18 protein-coding genes are annotated in these 23202 nt (G+C 72.5%); 9 read left to right on the top strand and 9 right to left on the bottom strand.

The genetic code is table 11. The annotated features are described in order from the left end of the window. Position 1 precedes the first annotated feature (1 nt). Both UWG_RS0106180 and thiC read right to left on the bottom strand, forming a co-directional pair. Positions 2 to 742: a TetR/AcrR family transcriptional regulator gene (locus UWG_RS0106180; RefSeq protein ID WP_016906331.1), complete on the bottom strand. Its 741-nt coding sequence runs from the start codon at positions 740 to 742 to the stop codon at positions 2 to 4. A gap of 153 nt (positions 743 to 895) precedes the next feature. Next, positions 896 to 2692: a phosphomethylpyrimidine synthase ThiC gene (thiC, locus tag UWG_RS0106175; RefSeq protein WP_016906330.1), complete on the bottom strand. Its 1797-nt coding sequence runs from the start codon at positions 2690 to 2692 to the stop codon at positions 896 to 898. Between the two features lie 212 nt (positions 2693 to 2904). On the opposite strand from thiC, the gene UWG_RS0106170 reads away from it, so the two are divergent. Further along, on the top strand, positions 2905 to 4416 hold the full coding sequence (locus UWG_RS0106170) for a YibE/F family protein (RefSeq protein ID WP_029391212.1): 1512 nt from the start codon (positions 2905 to 2907) through the stop codon (positions 4414 to 4416). Here UWG_RS0106170 and UWG_RS0106165 read toward each other — a convergent pair. Both UWG_RS0106165 and UWG_RS0106160 read right to left on the bottom strand, forming a co-directional pair. Next, complete coding sequence (locus UWG_RS0106165) at positions 4379 to 4600, bottom strand: DUF5326 family protein (RefSeq protein ID WP_016906329.1); 222 nt, start codon at positions 4598 to 4600, stop codon at positions 4379 to 4381. The two genes, UWG_RS0106170 and UWG_RS0106165, sit on opposite strands and share 38 nt — an antisense overlap. 210 nt (positions 4601 to 4810) lie before the next feature. After that, the gene (locus UWG_RS0106160) at positions 4811 to 5128 is read right to left on the bottom strand and encodes a cupin domain-containing protein (protein WP_029391211.1); all 318 of its coding nucleotides are present in this window, start codon (positions 5126 to 5128) and stop codon (positions 4811 to 4813) included. Between the two features lie 63 nt (positions 5129 to 5191). Here UWG_RS0106160 and UWG_RS0106155 point away from each other — a divergent pair, with 63 nt between their 5' ends. Together UWG_RS0106155 and UWG_RS0106150 are read left to right on the top strand one after the other, a co-directional pair. Further along, complete coding sequence (locus UWG_RS0106155; RefSeq protein ID WP_029391210.1) at positions 5192 to 5569, top strand: phage holin family protein; 378 nt, start codon at positions 5192 to 5194, stop codon at positions 5567 to 5569. 67 nt (positions 5570 to 5636) lie between these two features. Then, positions 5637 to 6812, top strand: a complete 1176-nt coding sequence (locus UWG_RS0106150; protein ID WP_016906326.1) for a cystathionine gamma-lyase — start codon at positions 5637 to 5639, stop codon at positions 6810 to 6812. A gap of 52 nt (positions 6813 to 6864) precedes the next feature. On the opposite strand, the gene UWG_RS0106145 is transcribed toward UWG_RS0106150, so the two are convergent. From UWG_RS0106145 to UWG_RS0106135, 3 genes are all read right to left on the bottom strand, one after another. After that, positions 6865 to 7698, bottom strand: coding sequence for a hypothetical protein (locus tag UWG_RS0106145; RefSeq protein WP_016906325.1), 834 nt, complete (start codon positions 7696 to 7698; stop codon positions 6865 to 6867). Between the two features lie 329 nt (positions 7699 to 8027). Continuing rightward, positions 8028 to 9254: a metallophosphoesterase gene (locus UWG_RS0106140; protein WP_016906324.1), complete on the bottom strand. Its 1227-nt coding sequence runs from the start codon at positions 9252 to 9254 to the stop codon at positions 8028 to 8030. Between the two features lie 233 nt (positions 9255 to 9487). Next, the gene (locus UWG_RS0106135; RefSeq protein ID WP_016906323.1) at positions 9488 to 10630 is read right to left on the bottom strand and encodes a LacI family DNA-binding transcriptional regulator; all 1143 of its coding nucleotides are present in this window, start codon (positions 10628 to 10630) and stop codon (positions 9488 to 9490) included. A 504-nt stretch (positions 10631 to 11134) separates the two neighbouring features. Here UWG_RS0106135 and hisC point away from each other — a divergent pair. The 4 genes from hisC (at position 11135) to cydD (ending at position 19057) form a co-directional block, all read left to right on the top strand. After that, complete coding sequence (gene hisC / locus UWG_RS0106130) at positions 11135 to 12208, top strand: histidinol-phosphate transaminase (protein WP_016906322.1); 1074 nt, start codon at positions 11135 to 11137, stop codon at positions 12206 to 12208. A gap of 286 nt (positions 12209 to 12494) precedes the next feature. Beyond that, positions 12495 to 14006 (top strand): cytochrome ubiquinol oxidase subunit I, encoded by a 1512-nt coding sequence (locus UWG_RS0106125; RefSeq protein ID WP_016906321.1) that lies wholly within the window; start codon positions 12495 to 12497, stop codon positions 14004 to 14006. Positions 14007 to 14068: 62 nt separating this feature from the next. Then, positions 14069 to 15076 carry a cytochrome d ubiquinol oxidase subunit II gene (cydB, locus tag UWG_RS0106120; RefSeq protein ID WP_016906320.1) on the top strand — a complete coding sequence of 336 codons (1008 nt, stop codon included), beginning with the start codon at positions 14069 to 14071 and terminating at the stop codon, positions 15074 to 15076. 39 nt (positions 15077 to 15115) lie between these two features. Then, positions 15116 to 19057: a thiol reductant ABC exporter subunit CydD gene (gene cydD / locus UWG_RS0106115; protein ID WP_016906319.1), complete on the top strand. Its 3942-nt coding sequence runs from the start codon at positions 15116 to 15118 to the stop codon at positions 19055 to 19057. Between the two features lie 80 nt (positions 19058 to 19137). Here cydD and UWG_RS0106110 read toward each other — a convergent pair whose 3' ends face one another. Then, on the bottom strand, positions 19138 to 20010 hold the full coding sequence (locus UWG_RS0106110) for an HAD hydrolase family protein (protein ID WP_016906318.1): 873 nt from the start codon (positions 20008 to 20010) through the stop codon (positions 19138 to 19140). Positions 20011 to 20251: 241 nt separating this feature from the next. Here UWG_RS0106110 and htpX point away from each other — a divergent pair, with 241 nt between their 5' ends. Continuing rightward, positions 20252 to 21157 (top strand): zinc metalloprotease HtpX, encoded by a 906-nt coding sequence (gene htpX / locus UWG_RS0106105; protein WP_016906317.1) that lies wholly within the window; start codon positions 20252 to 20254, stop codon positions 21155 to 21157. A gap of 7 nt (positions 21158 to 21164) precedes the next feature. Next, positions 21165 to 21758 (top strand): PspA-associated protein PspAB, encoded by a 594-nt coding sequence (gene pspAB / locus UWG_RS0106100; protein WP_016906316.1) that lies wholly within the window; start codon positions 21165 to 21167, stop codon positions 21756 to 21758. 415 nt (positions 21759 to 22173) lie between these two features. On the opposite strand, the gene UWG_RS0106095 is transcribed toward pspAB, so the two are convergent. After that, positions 22174 to 23073, bottom strand: a complete 900-nt coding sequence (locus UWG_RS0106095; RefSeq protein WP_016906315.1) for an LLM class flavin-dependent oxidoreductase — start codon at positions 23071 to 23073, stop codon at positions 22174 to 22176. Positions 23074 to 23202 lie beyond the last annotated feature (129 nt).

Genomic DNA, 23202 nt, shown 5'->3' with positions numbered 1-23202 from the left:
TTCAACCGTGGCCCGCGAGGGCGCCCGGCAGGGCGGCCTCGCGGGCCGTTGCCGTGGGCTCCGGTGGTGCGCCGGGCGCGTGCTCGCCGGCAGGTGCGTGTGCGGCGAGCGTTTCCACGCCGGCGAGGAGGAACGTCAGCGCGGCGTCGAACTCCGCGGGTGGCGCCTGGGGTGCGGAGCGCGCTTCCGGCGAGGCGGGGCCGTAGCCGTGGACGAAAGAGAGGAGGGCGCGGGTCGCCGCTTCGGCCTGCTCGGGGGCGAGCCCGGCCTCGCGCACCGTGTCGCGGACCTGCCGGCGCAGGGCGGTGGCGCGCGGGCCGATGTCGGGGTGGCGCGCGAGGAGAGTGGGAACCCAGGGGTGCGCCGTGTAGCGGACGGCGCTCGCGTGCGCCAGGCGCGTGAGCCGCTCGCGCCAGGCCTCCGAGTGCGCTGCCTCCTCGCCCGGCGCGTCCTCCTCCGGCGCCTCGAAGGCTGCGTCCAGGGCGAGTTCGAGGAGGTCCTCCTTGCACTCGACGTACCAGTAGACGGACATCGCCGTGACGCCCAGTTCGCCGGCGAGGCGCCGCATCGAGAACGCGTCGAGCCCGTCGGCGTCGAGGAGCCGCACCGCCGCGGCCGTCACCTGCTCCAGGTCGAGCGGCGCGCGGCGGCCGCGGATGGCGCCCCTGCGGCGCGTGGTCCGCGGCTCACGCAGCCAGATGCTTCCGGGGCGCTTACGAACAGAACCGGTGCCGTGTGCCATGAGCGCGCTCCTTCGCGAGCCACCGAACGGGCGGACCGCAAAGATAACGGATCGGTCAATTTCACCGCGTCCACCGGGCCGACGTCCCAACCGGTCGCCGTACGACGGAGGTTGGGGCCCCCGCCGCACGGCCGCGTGCGGCGGGGGCGCGGGTCACTCGACGGTCGGCAGGTAGACGCGGTGGCCCGACTCCGCGAACTCGCGGGATTTCGCCAGCATGCCTGCCCTGATCTGCTCCTCCGTGAGGGCTTCCCCCTCCCCCTCCGAGGGTCCGAACCGCTGGCCGATCTCATGGCTGATCTTCATCGAGCAGAACTTCGGACCGCACATCGAGCAGAAGTGGGCGGTCTTCGCCGGCTCGGCGGGGAGGGTCTCGTCGTGGAAGGCGCGTGCCGTCTCCGGGTCGAGCGACAGGTTGAACTGGTCCTCCCAGCGGAACTCGAAGCGCGCGTCCGAGAGGGCGTCGTCCCACGCTTGGGCGCCCGGATGGCCCTTGGCGACGTCGGCGGCGTGCGCGGCGATCTTGTAGGTGAGCACGCCGGTGCGCACGTCGTCGCGGTCGGGGAGGCCGAGGTGCTCCTTCGGCGTGACGTAGCAGAGCATCGCGGTACCCCACCAGCCGATCATCGCGGCGCCGATGCCGCTGGTGAAGTGGTCCCAGCCGGGCGCGACGTCGGTGGTGAGCGGGCCGAGAGTGTAGAACGGGGCGCCGCCGCAGAGCTCCTGCTGGCGGTCGACGTTCTCCTTGATCTTGTGCATCGGTACGTGCCCCGGACCCTCGACCATCGTCTGCACACCGTGGTCGCCCGCAATGGCGCAGAGCTCGCCGAGCGTCTCCAACTCGGCGAACTGCGCTGCGTCGTTGGCGTCGGCGACGGAGCCGGGGCGCAGCCCGTCGCCGAGCGAGAAGGTGACGTCGTAGGCGGCGAGGAGTTCGCAGAGCTCGGTGAAGTGCGTGTAGAGGAAGCTCTCCCGGTGGTGGGCGAGGCACCAGGCGGCCATGATCGAGCCGCCGCGCGAGACGATCCCGGTCTTGCGACGCGCGGTGAGCGGAACGTACTCCAGGAGCACGCCGGCGTGGACCGTCATGTAGTCCACGCCCTGCTCGCACTGCTCCACGACGGTGTCCCTGTAGACCTCCCAACTCAGCTCCTCAGCCCGGCCGTCGACCTTCTCCAGCGCCTGGTAGAGCGGCACGGTGCCGATCGGGACGGGGGAGTTGCGGAGCACCCACTCCCTGGTGGTGTGGATGTTGCGGCCGGTGGAGAGGTCCATCACGGTGTCGGCGCCCCAGCGGGTCGCCCAGACCATCTTCTCCACCTCCTCCTCGATCGAGGAGGTGACGGCCGAGTTGCCGATGTTCGCGTTCACCTTCACGAGGAAGTCCCGGCCGATCACCATCGGTTCGGACTCCGGATGGTTGACGTTCGCCGGAAGCACCGCGCGGCCCTCGGCGAGGGCGAGGCGCACGGTCTCCGGCGTGCACCCTTCGCGGAGGGCCGCGAATTCCATCTCCGGTGTGATCAGATTCCGCCTGGCGTACGCGAGTTGGGTCGCGCTGCCGCTCCGGGAGCGGCGCGGACGGCGCGCACGCCCGGGGAAGACGGCGTCGAGGTTGCGGAGCCCGCCGCGGGGCGCGGTGTGGCGTACGCCGTCGTCCTCGGGTTTCGGTGCGCGCCCGGTGTACTCCTCGGTGTCGCCCCGCTCCACGATCCACTGCTCCCGGACGGGCGCGAGGCCCCGGCGCACGTCGGTCTCGACGGCCGGGTCGGTGTACGGACCCGAGGAGTCGTAGAGCGCCAACTCCTCCCCGTTGGTGAGGTGTACGCGACGGACGGGGACGCGCACGTCGGGCCGGGACCCTGCGAGGTGGTCCTTGTGCCAGCCGACGGGGCGGCCGTCGTTCTCCGCGGAGGTGCCCGCGGGCGTGCGTGGTTGCTGCGTGGTCATGAGATCCACTCCCTACGCCGGCATTACCCGGTAACAGGTTCAGCGGTCGGCGCAGCGGCCCGCCCTGCCGGCGGAGTCAGCGCCCTCTCAGCCCCGTGCTCGGAGCTCCCGCGATGGCGAGTCCGGGCCGAGGCCCGAACCGCGCACCACGCTAGCGGCACACCGCGCAGCCTGAACAGACCGCACTCGGGCGCTCTTGCGATGATCGGCCGGTGACCCCGACGCCAGAGGTACCCCACGACGGCCGACAACCGGACTCCCCCGAGGCCCCGCACGGCCACTCGCACGCACACGCGCACGGCCCCGCCGCACCGGTCTCGCGGCACCTGCGCAAGGTGATCGCCGCGGTGCTGATCCCCTTCGCGCTCCTCGTCGCGGCGGGACTCGTCGCCTTGTGGCCGGGAGGCGCCCCCGAGCACTCGGGCTCCGAGGGCGTCGGGATGGACCGGCCCACGGTGGCCGCGAAGGTGGTGAAGGTCGCCGAGGTCGACTGCGAGGACGTCAACGCGCAGCCCACCCAGCCGGAGACCGGCGGCGGCGGAGCCGGCACCGGGAGCGGGCCCGCGCCGGGTGCGGACACCTCGGACGCCACGTGCCAGAAGGCCACCGTCGAGATCACCGAGGGCGAGAACGCAGGGCACACCTTCACGGAGGTGGTGACGCCGGACGCGACACGTACCCTCTCCGTCGGCCAGCAGGTCGTCGCCGCGTACGCCGAGAAGGCACCGCCGCAGTTGCGTTACAGCGTGATCGACAGCCAGCGTGACGTGCCGCTGTGGCTGCTCGGACTCGTCTTCGCCGCCGTGGTGGTGCTCGTGGGGCGGCTGCGCGGGGCGCTCGCGCTCGTCGGCCTGGTGATCAGCTTCGCGGTGCTGACGCTCTTCATCCTGCCGGCGATACTCCAGGGCTCCAACCCGCTCGTCGTCGCCGTCGTCGGCGGAAGCGCGATCATGCTCGCGACGCTCTATCTGTGCCACGGACTCTCGGCGCGCACCTCGGTCGCGGTGCTGGGGACGCTGGTCTCGCTCCTCCTCATCGGGCTGCTCGGCTCGCTCTTCATCGGCTGGGCCCGCCTCACGGGCAACACCGACGACCAGACGAGCCTCGTACACGGCCTCTACCCCGGCATCGAGATCCAGGGGCTGCTCCTCGCCGGGGTGCTCATCGGCTCGCTCGGCGTCCTCGACGACGTCACCGTGACGCAGACCTCGGCCGTCTGGGAGCTCAAGGAGGCCGATCCCGGGGCGGGCTGGCGGCAGATCTACCGCTCGGCGATGCGGATCGGGCGCGACCACATCGCCTCCGTCGTCAACACGTTGGTGCTGGCGTACGCGGGCGCCTCGCTGCCGCTGCTGCTGCTCTTCTCGATCGCGGACAGCGGCATCTCGACGGTGGCGACGAGCGAGGTCGTCGCCGAGGAGATCGTCCGCACGCTCGTCGGCTCCATCGGGCTCGTCGCCTCGGTCCCGGTGACGACGCTGCTCGCGGCGCTCGTCGTCTCCGCCGACCGCGGCAAGGGGCCGGCGGGGGCCCAGGGGCGGCCTCCGGCGGCCCGCGCGCCGCTCGCGCCGGAGCAGGCCCCGTACACGCAGGGCGCGTTCACCGACCCGTCCGCGCCCGCCGAGCCGCAGCCCGGCACACACGTGCCCGGGGCTCAGCAGGCCCCGGGCAGGCGCGCGGGTGGGCTCACCAGTCCCCGCGGGAGGAGGAGGAAGCCGAAGTGAACTTCCGCACAAGGAAGATGACGGCGCCGACGATCAGCACAAAAAGCAGCACCTTGAAGAGCACCCCGACGAGGAAGCCGATGACGCTCGCGATCAGGCCGCCGAAGAGGGCGAGCGCGACCACGGGGATCACGACCCACTTCACCCACCAGGGCAGCCCTTCGAAAAAGCCTTTCGCATCCATGCCCATACTCCGTTTCCGGCCCTGCAAGCCGGGCCCCGCCTCTTCGTCCTGCCCCAACGGCCCGTCCGTCGACCGCTGCCCGCGCGTCGCCCGCTACACGACCGCTGCCCCCGATGCTAGGCGGCGGACCCGCCCGGCGGGAGGCCAGTCGTCCCCGGTCCTCCCCTGAACCATCCCCGACGCCGACCCTGAGACGCCGCTTCACCGGCCTCAGCCCTCGGGCGGGGAGAAGACGACGAGCACCCGCAGATCTTCCGAGATGTGGTGGAACTTGTGCGCCACCCCGGCCGGTACGTAGACCACGCTGCCCCTCGCCACGTGCGTCGTCTCCTCTCCGACGGTCACCGACGCGCGGCCACTGGCGACGAAGTAGACCTCGTCCTGCCGGTGCGGCTGCTGCGGGTCCGGCTCGCCCGCGTCAAGGGCGTAGAGCCCGACGGACATGTTCCGCTCGTGGAGGAAACGCAGGTACGCGCCGCCGCCCGCGGCGCGCTCCGCCTCGAGCTCCTCCAACCGAAAGGACTTCACTCAGCCCTCACCGCCACCGGCTCTCCTTGGATTTCGTCCGTCGTCTTCTGCAACCATCCGACCATGACCAACTTCCTCATCAAGACGCTCGCCAACGCCGCCGCGCTCGCGGTTGCCACCATGCTGCTGAGCGACATCTCCCTCCAGGGCGGCGGTACGGGCCGGAAGACGCTCACGCTCATCCTGGTCGCACTGATCTTCGGCGTGGTCAACTTCCTGGTCAAGCCGGTGGTCAAGCTCTTCTCCCTGCCGGTGCTGATCCTGACGCTCGGGCTGTTCACGCTCGTCATCAACGCGCTGATGCTGCTGCTCACCTCCTGGATCGCCGGCAAGCTCGACCTCAGCTTCCACGTCGACGGGTTCTTCACCGCGGTCCTCGGCGGCCTCATCATCTCGCTCGTCTCCTGGGCGCTGAACATGCTCCTCCCCGACCGGGACTGAACTTCCGGTTCCGGTTACCGTGTCCACCGACCAGCCACCGCACCCGCACGCTCACCGGGGAGCCACCATGAACAGCGACTCCGGCGCCCCCGGAGGCCGTACGGAAGAGCGGGACGCCTCCGGCACCCGCGTCGTGCGCGCCGGACTCCCCGAGGAGGAGCCGTACGCGCCGCCGCTGCCGGGCCCCGTCTTCGCCGCGCACTACCACCTCCCCGGAGACGTCGCGGACGCCCCCTACGCCTACGGGCGCGACGCCAACCCCACCTGGTCGGCCCTCGAGGAGGCGATCGGCGCCCTGGAGTCGCCCGGCGACGACCAGGTCCGCACCACCGTCTTCTCGTCCGGCATGGGCGCCATCTCGGCCGCCCTCTTCTCGCTGCTCTCGCCGGGCGACGCCGTGGTCCTCCCGTCCGACGGCTACAACCTGCTCAACGCCGTGGCCGAACGCCTCGAAGCACTCGGCATCGACGTGCGGAGGGCCCCCACGGCGGACGGCGCCCAGCGCCAACTCCTCGACGGCGCCCGGCTGCTGTGGATCGAGAGTCCCTCCAACCCCGGCCTCGACGTCTGCGACATCCGCGAACTCGCCGCCGAGGCGCACCGCAGGGGCGCGCTCGTCGCCGTCGACAACACCCTCGCCACGCCGCTCGGCCAGCGCCCGCTCGCGCTCGGCGCCGACCTCGCGGTCGCCAGCGGCACCAAGGCCCTCACCGGCCACGGGGACGTCCTGCTCGGCTACGTCGCCTGCCGCGACGCCGCGCTCGCCGACCGCGTCCGGCACTGGCGGAAGATCGTCGGTGCCATCCCAGGACCGATGGAGGCGTGGCTCGCGCACCGCTCCCTCGCCACGCTCGACGTACGCACCGCCCGCCAGGCCGACAACGCCCTCGCCCTCGCAGAGGCCCTCGCCGCCCGCCCCGAGGTCCGCGACGTCCGCCACCCCGGTCGCAGCGAGGACCCGGCACACCGGCTCGCCGCAGCGCAGATGGAACGCTTCGGCTGCGTCGTCTCCTTTACGCTGCCGGACCGGGCCTTCGCCGACCGCTTCCTCTCCGGGCTGCGGCTGACGAGCCAGGCGACCAGCTTCGGCGGGGTGCGCTCCACCGCGGAGCGCCGCGGCAGGTGGGGCGGGGACGCCGTGCCCGAGGGGTTCGTCCGCGTCTCCTGCGGGGTCGAGGACGCGGAGGACCTCGTCGCCGACTTCCGCCAGGCGCTCGACGCCGCGGCGCACGCCGGTAGTTGACGCCAACGCGACCCTGACGGCTCCCGTACGCGCCCGCCGCGCACCGCTGGACCTACGGGTTCTCCGGTCCGCCGTACTCCGGGCTGGAGAAGTCGGGGCTGGAGAACCGCGGGCCCGCCGACCGTTCCTCGCCTTCCGCCGACTCCGTCGCCGGGCTGCTGGAGAAGTCCGGGTTGGCGAACGAGGGGCCCGAGTAGCCGAGTCGGGCCGTGCGCGGCTCGCTCGGTGCGCGGGTCCGGGAGGCGGGCGCCTCCGCTCCGGTACCGCGGGCGGCGACGCTCTCGTCGAGGAAGGGGAGTATGCCGCGCTCCAGCAGCGCCTCGGACCAGACCTGGCGCGCGCGCTCGACCTCCTCGGCCAGCGGAGCCGAACGCCTCCCGGGTGCGCCGCCGTTGCGGTGCGCCATGAGCAGCATCGTCGTCATTCCGACGAGCCCGCCCGCAGCCGCGAGGACGGCGAAGACCCAGCCGACGGAGCGCATCGGCGCCGCCAGCCCGGGCTCGGGCGTCAGGAGGCGCAGGGTGTACCCGAGGAGCAGGAAGATCACCGCGGCCACCCCTGCGAGGACGGGCGCCAGCGCCGAGACGACGGCCGCCAGGCCCGCGCCCTGCGCCGTCGGCCGCCGCACGGGGGGCTCGTAGCGCGCCTCCGCGTCGGCTCTCAACTCCTCGCGCAGACGCACGAATTGCTGGTACTCCTCGGCCGCGCACGCGGCTATCGCCGCGACCGCGCCCATCGCCGTGGCACGGAGCTGCTCCGCAGTGGGGCGACTCGCCCCCGCCGCGGGCTCGGGTCCGTGGGGCGCCGTGCGCAGCGCCTCGTCAAGAATCCGCTCGAACTCGGGTCGGTCCTCGCGCAGCAGGTGCGGAGCGCTGTTCATGTACATCCCCCGATGCTCCGTAGGGCCAAGACGACCGGGAGGGCGCCTCCGGATCGGCTCCGGAGGGCGGCGGTTGGCCTTCTCGGCGGGAGAAGGCGGTGCGGCAGGAGAACGCGGTACGGCGAAAACGATGGTAGACGGGGTTCGGTCAGCAGTGACAGAGAGTTTCAGGAATTCGCCTCACCGCGCACGGGACTCGGCTCACTCCTCCCCTGCCCGCACTCCCGTCGATCGTCTTCCCATCTGCGCCCGTACGAACCGTCACCGCCGCACGGCGAACAGGCGACCGAAACGTGCCGGCCACCGCCGGTCCGGGTCCCGGAGCCGGGCGGCAACTACGTGTGCACGAGCGGAAGTTGGGCGATGAGCAGTCGGCCGCGCATGGTGACGCCGCCGTCCATCGCGACGGCGAGGCCCTCCGCGTAGACGTGCGGCCCGTTGACCTCGGGAGCCTCCTCGTCCTCCTCGCTGCCGACCTCGCCGAGGAGGTACGGGATCGGGCTGTGCCCGTGGACGATGCGGGTGCCGCCGTAGGTGTCGAGCATCTCGCGCGCCGCCCGCGGACCCGCGCCCTCCTCGCGGAACGCGAAGCGCTTGGTGAACTTGCGGAACAGCTCCCAGGTCTCGTCGGCGTCCTGGCGCTGGAGCGCCTGGTGGACGGCGTCGTTGACGTCCTCGATCGTGCGGCCGTAGTCGAGGTAGCAGGAGGCGTCGGAGTGGACGAGGAGGTGCCCGTCGGCGAGGGCGACCGCGTCGAGGCGGGACATCCACTGGATGTGGCGCTCCTCCAGGCGCTCCATGTCGTTCCGCTGGCCGCCGTTGAGCAACCAGGCGGCCTGGAACGACGCGGTCCCCGCACCGGAATTGACGGGCGTCTCGCCGAACCGCTTGGCGCCGAGCAGGAGCAGCTCGTGGTTGCCCATCAGCGCCTTGCAGTACCCGCCGGCGGCGGCGGCCTCGGCGGAAAGCTGGATGACGAGCTCGATGACGCCGACGCCGTCGGGTCCCCGGTCGGTGAAGTCGCCCAAGAACCACAGCCGGGCGTTCCCCCCGATCCAGTGGTCGTCCGCGTCGGTGATCCCGGCCGACTGGAGCGCGGCACGCAACTCCGCGAGGTAACCGTGGACATCGCCGACGACGTAGAGCGGGCCCTCCCCGTCGTTCTCGCCCGCGGGCGTCGGGGCGTCGGTCCGCGCGGGGTCGTACGGCTCGGCTTCCCCGCCGACGACGGGGAGGTCGCGCTGCGTCGGGGTGTACTCCTCGGCAGGGGCGCCTTCGCCCGGCTGGGGAACGGCCGCCGGCGACGGCACGGGCGCGGGGGTGCCGGGCAACTGCTGCGCCTGGACCGGCGGCTGCACGGCGGGCGGCGGGGGAGGCGGCGGTACGGCCTGCGGGAGCGGCGGCACCGGCTGCGCGGGGGCAGGCGGCTGCGCGGACGGAGGCTGACGGTCGGCGTTGCCGACCGAAGACCGACCGCCGGTGTCGCCGTCCTGCGCCTGCGCCCCGCCGTGCCAAACGTCGGGTCCCTGACCGGCCCCCTGAGTCATCGACCCCTCCACCATCGCGCCGCCGTGCACCTGCTGGACCGGCCCTGGTCGGGAGCCCGTCCCGGTGTCGTTCGCCCATCATAGGAATGCCGCTCGCACCTTGTGACGCACCTGGGGGGTGGGATTCGGTGCGCGGGGGCGGTACCTCGCGCCTTCCGCCGGTTTCCTCCCCGCTCGTACCCCGGGTGTGCGGCAACAGTACGCGCATCGCGCGGGATGCGTCGCGCCACCCGCCCCGGGCCGCGGGCTCAACCCTGCACGGGTCCGCGGGGTGCGACGACGCCGCGACGGCCCCCGCGGGGGCGGCGCGAGGAGGTGCGCACGATGAGGTCGGTCGGCATCACCTGGTGCACGGGGCTCTCCTTCTGCACCCCTTCGATGGCGTCGATGAGGAGTTGGACGACGGTGTTGCCGATCCGGCGCGGCTTCAACGACAGCGTCGTCACGGGCGGTTCGGTGGTGGCGTAGACGGTGGACTCGCTGCAGCAGACGAGGAGCAGGTCCTCGGGGACGCGCAGCCGGTAGCGCCGTGCGGCGGCGAGGAGGTCGGTGCCGTTCGGGTCGTAGAGGCCGTAGACGGCGTCCGGACGGTCGGGCCTGGCGAGCAGCCGGTCGGCGGCGACGGCGCCGGCGCAGGGGTCGTGCGCGGGGTAGCTCTCGTAGACCGGGTCCTGTCCTGTGCGGGAGCACCAGTCGAGGTAGGCGGAGGTGGAGAGCCGGGTGTAGGCGTCGGTGCCCGTGCCGGTGAGCAGGCCGATGCGGCGGGCGCCGCCCTCGGCGAGGTGGTCGAGGAGGCCGCGCACGGCGTCCTCGTGGTCGTTGTCCACCCAGGCGGTGACGGGGAGGCTGCCCGAGGGCCGGCCGTCGGAGACGACGGGCAGGCCCGAGCGGACGAGGTCGGCGACGACCGGGTCCTCGTCCGAGGGGTCGATGACGACGGTGCCGTCGAGCGCGACGCTCGACCAGACGTCGAAGGCGCTGTGCCGGGACGCGGCGGGGAGGATCACGAGGGCGTAGCCGCGGGCGAGCGCGGCCGAGGTGGCGGAGCGCGCCATCTCGGCGAAGTAGGCGAACTCCGTGAAGGTGAACGGTTCTTCGCCGTAGGTCGTGACGGTGAGGCCGAGCAGCCCCGACTTGCCCGTCCGCAGCGTCCGCGCGGCCGCCGAGGGGCGGTACCCGAGGCGGTCGGCGACCTCCCGGACGTGGCGCCTCGTGGTGTCGGGGAGGCGCCCCTTGCCGTTGAGCGCGTCGGAGACAGTGGTGATGGAGACGCCGGCCGCGGCGGCGACATCCCGGATGCCGGCCCGGCCGTTCAGCCGGCTGCCCCTGCGGGGCCGACGGGCGGCGCCGCCTGGTTCGCGGCTCGACTGATGCTTCTCTGCTGCTGTCATGGCGACCCGATCGTAGGCCCGCGAACTCCCTCCGCACCGGCCTTGTCGACCCCCGGGAGCCGGCACGATTCTGCAAGTCCGGTCCCTCAAACGACCTTGGAACACCGGGTGTTCGCGCGTCACCTGCGGGGATCGTGTGGCGCACGCCACTGCAGACCGAAAAAGACCGCCCCCGTCGCCTCCCGGTCGCTCACACCCACGGGGGATGCGCGCCACCGCGTCCGCCACCAGCGCGTGTCAGCGCGTGTGTGCTGCGCGATACCGCGTACGCGCCCCTTGGCATTCCTCTTAGAGTGAGGAGTAATGGTTCGGTCGGTACCGTCCGGGAAGTCCCGGACGGCGGTCCGCCGCGCGGCGACCCGCCGCGTACGGTCCTGCGCGCACCCGCGCATCCGACCGACGGCATCACGGGACACGGTTCCGGCAGCCGCAGCCGGCGGACGCCCACCACAGGGCCCTCCCCGCAGCCGGACCGCGCCGGGCCGCAGAGGTCAGGAGGACCTGGTGAGCGAGACCAACCCCAAGCTCCGAGCCGCGCTCGACGGCATCCCCGCCTACACGCCGGGGCGCCCGGCAGCGGGAGGGGCGGTCTCGTACAAGCTCTCCTCGAACGAGAACCCCTACCCTCCGCTCCCCGGCGTCCTGGAGTCCGTCGCCTCGACCGCGCAGGTCCTCAACCGCTACCCCGACATGGCGTGCACCGCGCTCACGGCCGCCCTCGCCGAGCGGTTCGGGGTGCCGGCGAGCCACGTCGCCACCGGCACCGGCTCCGTCGGAGTCGCGCAGCAGCTCCTCCAGTCGACCTCGGGCCCCGGCGACGAAGTGATCTACGCCTGGCGCTCGTTCGAGGCGTACCCGATCATCACCCGCGTCTCGGGGGCGACGCCCGTGGAGGTCCCGCTCGCCCCGGGAGAGGACCACGACCTCGACGCGATGGCCGCAGCGATCAGCGACCGCACCCGGATGATCCTCGTCTGCAACCCCAACAACCCCACGGGCAACGCGATCCCGCGCGAGGAACTGGAGCGCTTCCTCGACCGGGTGCCGCCCGAGGTCCTCGTCGTCCTCGACGAGGCGTACACCGAGTTCGTCCGGGACCCGCGCGTGCCGAACGGCCTGGAGCTCTACCGGGACCGCCCCAACGTCTGCGTGCTGCGCACCTTCTCCAAGGCGTACGGACTCGCCGGACTCCGCGTCGGCTTCGCCGTCGCCCACGAGCCCGTCGCCGCCGCGCTCCGCAAGACCGCCGTGCCCTTCGGTGTGAGCCAGCTCGCACAGGACGCCGCCATAGCCTCGCTGGGGAGCGAGGACGCGCTGCTGGAGCGGGTCGACGCGATCGTCGCGGAGCGGGCGCGGGTGCAGGACGAGCTGGCGGGACAGGGGTGGCAACTCCCCGTTTCGCAGGCGAACTTCGTGTGGCTGCGGCTGGGGGGACGCACCGCCGGGTTCGCCGAGCGATGCGAGCAGGCGGGGGTGGTCGTCCGGCCGTTCGCGGGCGAGGGCGTCCGGGTCTCGATCGGGGAGACCGAGGCGAACGACCTCTTCCTCAAGGCCGCCGCCGACTTCCGCAGGGGCTGACGCCCCGCCGTCGAGGCCCCCGTCCGCCCTTCGCGCAACGGCGGACGGGGGCCTCGTCGTGCTCCGGAGGGCCCGGACGGCCCGTGGCCAAACTTTCAGGGTAGAACCGACGGGTTGCCCGCTCCTCACCCACCCCCACGGCTTTGTCCGTTAGGTCCGAGTGCATAATTGCTTGTGAATGTGAACGCATTCACGAGCCCCGTGGCCAAGCCCGCAACCACCCACAGAAACCAGGGCGATACGGACGGATGCACGGAGCCGGAGGGCGCGATCTAAGGAGAGCCTCGTGGACCTAGCGCTGGCGCCGGAGACCCTGGCGCGATGGCAGTTCGGCATCACCACCGTCTACCACTTCCTCTTCGTCCCCCTGACGATCTCGCTCTCCACCCTCACCGCCGTCCTCCAGACGGCCTGGGCGCGCACCGGCAAGGAGAAGTACCTCAGGGCGACGAAGTTCTGGGGGAAGCTCTTCCTCATCAACATCGCCATGGGCGTCGTCACCGGCATCGTCCAGGAGTTCCAGTTCGGGCTGAACTGGTCGGACTACTCGCGGTTCGTCGGCGACGTCTTCGGGGCCCCGCTCGCCTTCGAGGCGCTCATCGCCTTCTTCCTCGAGTCGACGTTCATCGGGCTGTGGATCTTCGGTTGGGACAAGCTGCCGCAGCGGCTCCACCTCGCCACCGTCTGGCTCGTCGCGATCGGCACCGTCCTCTCCGCTTACTTCATCCTCGCCGCCAACTCCTGGATGCAGCACCCCGTCGGCTATCGAATGAACGAGGAGAGCGGGCGTGCCGAACTCACCGACTACTGGCAGGTGTTGACGCAGAACACGGCGCTCGCGCAGTTCTTCCACACGATGACGGCCGCGATGATCACCGGTGCCGCCTTCATGGTCGGCATAGCCGCCTGGCACCTTTTGCGGCGGCGGCACGTGGAGGTGATGCGCAGCTCGCTGCGGCTCGGGCTCGTCACGCTGGTGATCGGCGGGCTGCTCACCGTCGTCAGCGGGGACCGCCTCGGCAAGATCATGTACGAGCAGCAGCCGATGAAGATGGCGGCCGCCGAGGCGCTCTGGGACACCGAGGCGCCCGCACCGTTCTCCGTCTTCGCCTACGGCGACGTCGAGGCCGGGCACAACAAGGTCGCCATCGAGATACCCGGGCTTCTCTCCTTCCTCGCGCACGACAACTTCAGCGAGGAGGTGCCGGGCATCAACGACACCAACGAGAGGCTGCAGGAGAAGTACCGCGACACCATCGGGCTCGACGACTACCGGCCCAACATCCCCGTCGCGTACTGGGGGTTCAGGGCGATGATCGGGTTCGGCATGGCCTCCTTCGGCGTCGGCCTCGTCGGCCTCTACCTCACCCGCAACAGGTTCTGGCTCTCCGAGCGGCTGCGCACGGGGCCCGAGGAGGTGCCGCGCCTAGCGTTGCTCCGCGACACCGAGCTCTCCCCCGGGCTCAGCGGCTGGTACTGGCGGATCGCCGTACTCACGCTCGGGTTCCCGCTGATCGCCAACTCCTTCGGCTGGATCTTCACGGAGACGGGCCGCCAGCCCTGGGCCGTCTACGGACTGCTCCCCACGGCCTCCGCCGTCTCGCCGAGCGTCTCCCAGGGCGAGGTACTCACCTCGCTCATCGGATTCACGCTCCTCTACGCGATCCTCGCCGTGATCGAGGTGAAGCTCCTCGCCAAGGCCGTCAAGGCAGGGCCGCCCGAACTCACCGAGGCCGACCGGAACCCGCCGACGAAGATCGGCGGGGACCCGGACAAGCCCATGGCCTTCTCCTACTGACGTGCTCGTACCGACGTGTCTGCGGGGCCGGCCTCGGCCCCGGCAGCGGAAGGGGATCAGCGGTGCACCTGCATGACGTCTGGTTCGTACTCATCGCCGTCCTGTGGATCGGCTACTTCTTCCTCGAGGGGTTCGACTTCGGTGTCGGCGTCCTCACCCGGCTCCTGGCGCGGAACCGGCCCGAGCGCCGCGTCCTGATCAACACGATCGGGCCGGTCTGGGACGGGAACGAGGTCTGGCTGATCACCGCGGCGGGCGCCACCTTCGCGGCGTTCCCCGAGTGGTACGCCACTCTCTTCTCCGGGTTCTACCTGCCGCTGCTGGTGATCCTCGGGTGCCTGATCGTGCGCGGCGTCGCGTTCGAGTACCGGGCCAAGCGCGAGGAGGAGTACTGGCAGCGGAGGTGGGAGTGGGCGATCTTCTGGTGCTCGCTCGTGCCCGCCTTCGCGTGGGGCGTCCTCTTCGGCAACATCGTCCACGGGGTGCAGATCGACGCGGAGAAGGAGTACGTCGGCAACGTGCTCGACCTCTTCGGCCCGTACCCGCTGCTCGGCGGGGTGGTGACGCTGCTCCTCTTCACCTTCCACGGCGCCGTGTTCGTCGCGCTCAAGACCCTCGGCGACATACGCACGCGGGCGCGGCGGCTCGCGAGCCGGCTGGCGTTCGGGACGGCGGTCGCCGCCGGCGGCTTTCTCGTCTGGACGCAGCTCGACGGGGGCGGCCGGTGGTCGCTCCTCGCGCTCGTGCTCGCCGTCGCGGGGCTGGCCGCCGCGTTCGGCTGCAACCTCGCCGGGCGGGAGGGGTGGGCGTTCTCCTTCTCGGGCGTCGCCGTCGTCGCCTCCGTCGCGATGCTCTTCCTCGCGCTCTACCCGGACGTGATGCCCTCCTCGCTCGACCCCGCCTGGAACCTCACGGCCGAGAACGCGTCGTCCACGCCGTACACGCTGAAGATCATGACCTGGTGCGCCGCGCTGGCGACGCCCGTGGTCCTCGCCTACCAGGCGTGGACGTACTGGGTCTTCCGCAAGCGCATCGGAACCGACTCGCTCTCGACCGCAGGCGAGCACTGACCCCCCGCCAACTCTCCCTGCACACACCGGAGGTGGACCATGCGCCCCGTCGATCCGCGGCTGCTCGGGCACGCCCGTGCCGCCCGCCGCTTCCTCGGCGGCTCGGTGCTGCTCGGGCTCTGCGGCGCCCTCCTCGTCGTGGCCCAGGCGATGCTGATCGCCGAGGTGGTCGTGGGGGCGTTCGTCGACGGGGCCGGGGTCGGCGAGCTGCGGGGGCCGCTACTGTGGCTCGCGGGCGTCTCGGTGGGGCGCGGGCTCGTCTCGTGGCTCACCGAGCTGACTGCGCACCGGAGTTCTGCCTCGGTCAAGTCGGAGTTGCGGCTGCGGCTCGTGGAGCGGGCGGCGCGGCTGGGACCCGAGTGGCTCGCGGGGCACAGGTCGGGTGAGCTCTCGGCGCTCGTCACCCGCGGGATCGACGCGCTCGACGACTACTTCGCGCGGTACCTGCCGCAGCTCGCGCTCGCGGTGGTGGTGCCCGTCGCCGTGCTGTTGCGGATCGGCACGGCCGACTGGGTCTCGGCCGGCGTGATCCTCGTGACGCTGCCGCTCATCCCCGTCTTCATGGCGCTCATCGGCTGGGCCACGCAGGCGCACACCACTCGCCAGTGGCGGCTCCTCTCGCGACTGTCGGGCCACTTCCTCGACGTCGTCGAGGGCCTGCCGACGCTGCGGATCTTCGGGCGCGCCGGTGCGCAGACGGAGAAGATCGGCCGGATCACCGACCGGTACCGGCGCGCGACGCTGCGCACGCTGCGGCTCGCCTTCCTCTCCTCCTTCGCGCTGGAGCTGCTCTCCACGGTGTCGGTCGCGCTCGTCGCCGTGAGCATCGGGATGCGCCTCGTCAACGGCGAACTCGACCTGGAGACGGGGCTGATGGTGCTGGTCCTCGCACCGGAGGCGTACCTTCCGCTGCGCCAGGTGGGGGCGCGCTACCACGCGGCGGCCGAAGGGCTCTCCGCCGCGGAGGAGATCTTCGCCGTCCTGGAGACCGAACCAGCGGCCGGCGGCCGCGAGGCCGCCCCCGACCTGCGTCGCGCCACGCTCTCCCTCGAAGGAGCCGCGGTCCGCAGGGACGCGCGGGCCACCGACTCGCTCCCGCCGACGACGCTTTCGGTCGCGCCGGGCGAGCGGGTGGCGCTCGTCGGGCCCTCGGGCGCCGGCAAGTCGACGCTGCTCGCCGCGGTGCTGGGATTCGTGCGTCCGGACCGCGGGCGGGTACTCCTCGACGGGCGCGACGCAGCGGGCTTCGACGCACGGAGCCTCCACGCGCAGATCGCGTGGGTGCCGCAGGCGCCCCAGCTCTTCGCGGGCACGGTCGCGGAGAACGTCCGTCTCGCCCGTCCCGACGCCACGGACGCGGAGGTGGCGTCCGCGCTCCGCGACGCGGCGGCGGCCGAGCTGGCGCCGGGAACGCTCCTCGGCGAGCACGGCACCGGACTCTCGGCAGGGCAGCGCCAACGCGTCGCACTGGCAAGGGCGTTCCTCGCCGACCGTCCCCTCCTGCTCCTCGACGAACCCACCGCAGCGCTCGACGGCGAGACGGAGGCCGCGGTCGTCGAAGCGGTACGCAAGCTCGCCGAGGGCCGGACGGTGCTGCTCGTCGCACACCGGCCCGCGCTGCTGGCACTCGCGGACCGGGTGGTACGGCTGACGGACGCCGGCGCGGCCGACGGTGCGCGCGCGAACGCACCCGCGGAGGTGCGGCTGCCGGTTCCGGGTGAGCCGGGGGACGTGCGCGTGGGGCGCGGCGCAGTCGGTGGGGCGCGCGCCGGCGGGGGTGACTTCCCTGGCGCGGACGAAGAACCGGAGCGCATGCGCGAGGGGGCGCGGGCCGGCGCACCCGACGAGCCGAACACCGCCACCGTCCATGACGGCGGCGGCCGGGCCGACATCGTCGCCCCCGAAGCGGACGAAGAGCGGGCGCACGCGGGCGAAAGGGCGCGGGGCAGCGCACCCGCCGAGCCCCGCACCGCCACCGTCCACAAGGGCGGCGGAGAGGGTGTCGTCGCGCCGGAAATAGGAGAAGCGCCGGAGCACGCGCGCCGGAAGGCACGGCACGGCGCGCCCCACGGCCCCCGCACTCCCACCGTCGGCGAGGGCGACGGTCAGGCCGGTGCTGTCGCTCAGGAGGCGGACGGGGCAGGCGCGAACCCCTGGGAGGCGGGCGCCCGAACCGGTACGGGTGCGCCGGGAGTTGCGCGTACGGCGCTTGCGCGCGTGCGCGCTGCCGGGTTGCCCGAGCGCCGGCGCATGGGGCTCGCGCTGGTGCTCGGGGCGTTGGCGCTGGGGAGCGCGATCGGGCTGATGGCGACCTCGGGGTGGCTCATCTCGCGGGCCTTTCAACAGCCGCCGGTGCTCTACCTGATGGTCGCCGTCACGGCGACGCGGGCGTTCGGGATCGGACGGGCGGTCTTCCGGTACGCGGAGCGGCTCGTCTCGCACGACGCGGTGCTGCGGGTGCTGGCGCGGCTGCGCGTCGGCGTCTTCCGGCGGCTGACGACGCTCGCGCCTGCCGGACTCGGGCGCGCGCGCCGCGGCGACCTGCTCTCGCGGCTCGTCTCCGACGTCGACGCGCTCCAGGACTACTTCCTGCGGTGGCTGCAACCGGCCGCCGTCGCCACGCTCGTGTCGCTGGGGGCCACCGCGTTCACCTGGTGGCTGCTGCCAGGGGCCGGGGCGGTGCTCGCCGCGGGACTGCTCGTCGCGGGCGTCGGCGTGCCCGCGCTCACCGCGCTCGTCGCACGGCGCGTCGAGCAACGTCTCGCGCCGGCGCGCGGTGCGCTCACCACGCGTACGCTCGACGTCCTCACCGGCACGGGCGAACTCACCGTCGCCGGCGCCCTTCCGGGCCGGCTGAACCGGCTGCGCACCGCCGACACCGCGCTCACCCGGCTCACGGCACGTTCCGCCGCCGCGACGGCGCTCGCCACCGGACTCGGGTCGCTCACCACGGGGTTGACGGTCGCCGCGTCGGCCTGGGTCGGGGTCGCGGCCGTGGCGGACGGGAGGCTCGACGGGATCTGGCTCGCCGCCGTTGTGCTCGTCCCGCTCGCCGCCTTCGAGGCCGTGACGGACCTCCCGCTCGCCGTGCAGCACCGGTTGCGCACCAAGCAGGCGGCGGAGCGTGTCCAAGAGGTGCTCGACGCCCCCGAGCCGGTGCGCGACGAGGGGAGCGCGGCGCCGCCCGCACGCCCTTTCCCGCTCTCCGTACGGAAGTTGACCGTCCGCTACCCCGGAGCCGAGCGGGCCGCGCTCGACTCCTTTGACCTGGAACTCGGCGAGGGCCGCAGGGTCGCGGTGGTGGGCGTCTCGGGAGCGGGCAAGACGACGCTCGTCCACGCGCTGCTCCGCTTCCTCGACCCCGAGCACGGCAGCTACGCGCTCGGCGGCGTCCCCGCGCTGGGACGGGAAGGGCTCGCGGGGGACACCGTGCGCCGGTACGTGGGACTCTGCGCTCAGGACGCGCACCTCTTCGACTCGACGCTGCGCGAGAACCTCCTCCTCGCCCGCCCGGCGAGTTCCGACGCCGAACTCCGCGCCGCGCTCTCGGCCGCACGCCTCGACGACTGGGTCGCGACGCTGCCGCACGGCCTCGACACCTTCGTCGGCGAGCGCGGCACCCGCCTCTCGGGCGGGCAGCGCCAGCGCGTCGCGCTCGCCAGGGCGCTCCTCGCCGGCTTCCCCGTGCTCCTCCTCGACGAGCCCGCCGAGCACCTCGACCTGCCCACGGCCGACGCGCTCACCCGCGACCTCCTCACCGCGACCGAGGGCCGCACCACGCTCCTCATCACCCACAGGCTCCGCGGTCTCGACGCCGTCGACGAGGTGGTGGTCCTCGACGGCGGACGCGCGGTGCAGCGCGGCACGTACCGCGAACTCGCCGCCGCCGACGGGCCGTTCGCGCGGATGCTGGAGCGGGAGGAGTCCGCGGACGCGTGGCGCACGGCCGGGTGCGCGCCGCGTCAGCCGGCGGTGCGCTGAGGCAGCGTGCCCGGAAACCGCCTCCGGGTCCGCGCGGATCTCCCTCGCCGGGGACGGCGCCTCCGGCGTCGTCGTGACGGCTACGCCGCGAGGTAGGACTCGATGACGGCGGCCACCCCGTCGTCCTGGTTGGAGACGGTGGTGAAGCGCGTCGACGACAGGACGGCCGCGTGTGCGTTGGCCATGGCGTAGGAGGTGCCGGCCCAGTCGAGCATCTCCAGGTCGTTGGGCATGTCGCCGAAGGCGGCGACCTCTTCGGCGAGGATGCCGCGCCGCGCGCAGCAGCGGGCGAGCGTGCTCGCCTTGCTCACGCCCCTGCCGCTGATCTCCAGCAGCGCCGAGGGGCTGGAGCGGGTGAACTGCCCGTAAGAACCCGCTACTTCGCGGCCGAGCTTGAGGAAGGCGTCGGGGTCGAGGTCCGGGTGGTGGGCGAGGAGCTTCAGCACGGGGTCGATCGTGAAGCCGGCGCGGTCGTCGGCGAGGAGCTCCTCCGCGGGTGCGAAGGAGGCGCCCGGGTCGAACTGGAAGGGCGGGTACTCCGGCTCGTAGTGGATGCCCGTCGACTGCTCGACGGCGAAGGTCACGCCGGGCGCCGCCAGCCGCAGCGCACGCACCGTGCGGAGGGCGTCGGGGCGCTCCAGAGGGCGCACGTCGACAATGCGGGCGCCGTGGTGGAGGTCGACGACGGCGGCACCGTTGGCGCAGATGGCCAAGCCGTGCCCGTGCACGTACTCGCTGACGACGTCCATCCAGCGGGCCGGGCGGCCGGTGACGAAGAACACCTCGACCCCTGCGGCCTCGGCGGCCGCCAGTGCGCTGAGGGTCCGCGGAGAGACCGTCTTGTCGTCCCTGAGCAGCGTGCCGTCGAGGTCGGTCGCGATCAGGCGCGGAAGCGCCGTGCTGGTGGCCGGGGGAACCGGCAGCTCCGGGAGTGAAGTCACGAGGACCATCATCGCGCATATTCCAGGACAGGCGTGCGAGAAGCCGCCCGAATGAGCGTTGCCAAGAGTGGCTAATCGGCCACTACCGGACGCGTAGGCCCCGGACCCGTCCACCACCCACGCACAGCACCCGCACGACCCCGCTGAGCAGCGACGATGTGCCGACTCTCACACCGGTCCCGGCGCACTCTGCGTTCCTCCCGTTCGGAGGGAGAATCGAAAGGGACCGCTCCGGAGAGATTGCGAGGAGCCCATGGCCCGGACACGGTACGCACCCGACCACGGACTGACCCGCCGCATGGTGACGACGATGTTCTTCATCGGGCTGCTCTACGTCGTCTTCGTGGGGGTGCTGATCGTTGCGCTCGGCAGGGCCTGGCCGTTGGTCCTGATCATCGCGGGCGGAGTCTTCGTCGCGCAGTTCTGGTTCAGCGACAAGATCGCCGCCTTCAGCATGGGCGCCAAGGAGGTCACGCCGGAACAGGCGCCGGAGCTCCACGGAGCGGTCGACCGGCTCTGCGCGCTCGCCGACATGCCCAAGCCGCGGGTGGCCATCGCCGAGACCGACGTGCCCAACGCCTTCGCCACAGGACGCAACCAGAAGAACTCCATGGTCTGCGCGACCACCGGCCTGATGCGCCGGCTGGAGCCCGACGAGCTGGAAGGCGTCCTCTCCCACGAGCTCTCCCACGTCGCCCACCGGGACGTCGCGGTGATGACGATCGCCTCCTTCCTCGGCGTGCTCGCCGGGATCATGACGCGCATGGCGCTGTGGACCGGCATCGGACGGGCCGGACGCAGCAACAACAACAACGGCGCGCAGCTCCTGCTGCTGCTCATCCCCCTGATCAGCGCTCTCGTCTACGTGCTGAGCTTCCTCCTCACCCGTCTCCTCTCCCGCTACCGGGAGCTCTCCGCCGACCGCGCGGGCGCGCTCCTCACCGGGAAGCCCTCGGCGCTCTCCTCCGCGCTGACCAAGATCAGCGGAGAGATGTCCCGCATCCCGACGCGCGACCTCCGTCAGCAGGAGGCGTTCAATGCCTTCTACTTCGTCCCCGCGTTCTCCGGTGAGAGCCTTGCGGCACTGCTCTCCTCGCACCCGCCGCTGGAAAAGCGGCTCGACCAACTCGGCCGGATCTCGGCCCAACTCGGAAGGTGACGCACGCGTGGGTTTCCTCGACGCCCTCCTCGGACGCAGCAAACCCGTCCGGCCCGACCTCGACCAGCTCTTCGCGCTCCCGTCGGCCGCGGTGACGCTCCAGGCCGGCGCGGGGTTCGCGCCCACCGGGGTCGGCGCCGTCTGCTTCGCGAGCGTCGAGGGCGGGGCGTTCTCGCGGCTCCAGCAGGAGGTCCGCGCGCTCCTCGACGCCGACGCGGGCGAGGGCGGTACCGGCATCCCCGTCGAGTTCAGCCAGGACCAGTACGGCTACACCTGGCTCATCGCCCGCCACGGCCCCGAGGAGAGCGCCGAACTCGTCAACGACCTGCACGCCGTCAACACGCTTCTCGCGGACGCCGGGTTCGGGCCGCAGCTCCTCTGCTCACTCGTCGGCTTCCACGAGCAGGACGGGGAGCGCGGGCTCGGCCTCGTCTACCTCTACAAGCGCGGCACCTTCTACCCGTTCGCGCCGATGCCCGGCGCCGCCGAGCGACGTGACAACCCGCTGGAGCTCCAGGTCCGCGGGCTGCTCTCGGGAGAGCTGCCGATCGAGCAGGACCTCGGGCGCTGGTTTCCCGTGTGGGGCGCTCCGGGGCTGTGAGGGCCGAGGGGGCGCTTGCGTCGTGGTTGTGCCTTTGACTGCTGCGGGCGCGCGTGTGGCTGCCGTCCCGCCTGCCCCCTCGGTGGGGTCGGCGGCTCTCCCGCCATGCGCGCGCCTTTGACGGCTACCGGTGTGCGACGCCGCCCGTGTGCCGGGCAGCCTTGCCTTCGGCCGGTCGCTGCCGGTACCGGCTTTCGGTGTGCAGCCGTGCGGCTTCGTTCCGGTGGTGCCCTTCCCCTCGCCCGTCTCGTCCGCGCCTGTTTTGGTGGTGCTGGATGCGGGAGCCCGTCCGCGTGGTGGAGGGGGCGGGCGGAGCTCCTCGCATTGCGAATGCGCCGGCCGAGACGGCGCGTTGGCGGGCCTCGCTCTTGCGGAGAGCGGTAGGGCTGTGGCTTCTCGCTGCGAGGCGGCGTCGTCAGGCGAGTTGGGCCGGGGCCTCGGTGGCGATGCGTTCGAAGACGGCTGGGTCGGCCGCGAAGGGGGAGTCGGGGATCGGGGCGTGCACGACGATCTCGGTGAAGCCGAGGGAGGCGTGGCGCCCTGCGAAGTCGACGAACGCGTCGAGGGAGTCGAGGAACGTGGCGCGCTCCGGTGTGAACCCCGTGAGCAGGACCTTGCCCAACTCCTCCGGGTCGCGGCCGACTTCGGCACAGGCCGACCGGAGCCGGGACACCTGGCCGGCGACAGCGGCGAGGGATTCCTCGGGGCCGGCGTCGAAGGTCTTCGGGTCGCCTGTGGTGACCCACGCCTGGCCGTACCTCGCTGCCAGGCGCACGCCGCGCGGGCCGGTCGCCGCGACGGCGATGGGGAGGCGGGGGCGCTGGACGCAGCCAGGGATGTTCCGGGCCTCGTGGGCCGAGTAGAAGGACCCCTCGTGCGTGACCTCGTCCTCTGTGAGCAGGCGGTCGAGCAGCGGGACGAACTCGGTGAAGCGGTCGGCGCGCTCCCGTGCGGACCACGCCGCCTGGCCGAGCGCCGTGGCGTCGAAGCCGGTCCCGCCTGCGCCGATGCCGAGCGTGACGCGCCCCGCCGAGATGTCGTCGAGCGAGATCAACTCCTTGGCGAGGGTGACGGGGTGGCGGAAGTTGGGCGAGGTGACGAGGGTGCCGAGGCGCAGGCGGGCGGTGGCCGTCGCGGCGGCCGTGAGCGTGGGGAGGGCGCCGAACCACGGGCCGTCGCGGAAGCTTCGCCAGGAGAGGTGGTCGTAGGTGTACGCGGCGTGGAAACCCAGCTCCTCGGCGCGCGTCCATTCGTCGCGGCCCCCTTCCGACCAGCGGCGGACGGGCAGGATCACGGTGCTCAGGCGCGGCGTCATGGGAGGAGCCTATGCACCGGTTGCGCGTGGGCGAGCGGTGCGGTCGGGGTGCGGCACGACGAGGGGGCAGCGGGCGGGTGCGTGCGGCACGACGCGGGGACAGCGGGAGGGCGCGGCACGACGCGGGGA

This window comes from Streptomyces xiaopingdaonensis, from assembly GCF_000262345.1.
Classification (GTDB): Bacteria; Actinomycetota; Actinomycetes; order Streptomycetales; family Streptomycetaceae; genus Streptomyces; species Streptomyces xiaopingdaonensis.
The sequence above is the reverse complement of the archived record's forward strand: the minus strand, read 5'-3'. Positions and strand labels throughout refer to the sequence as shown.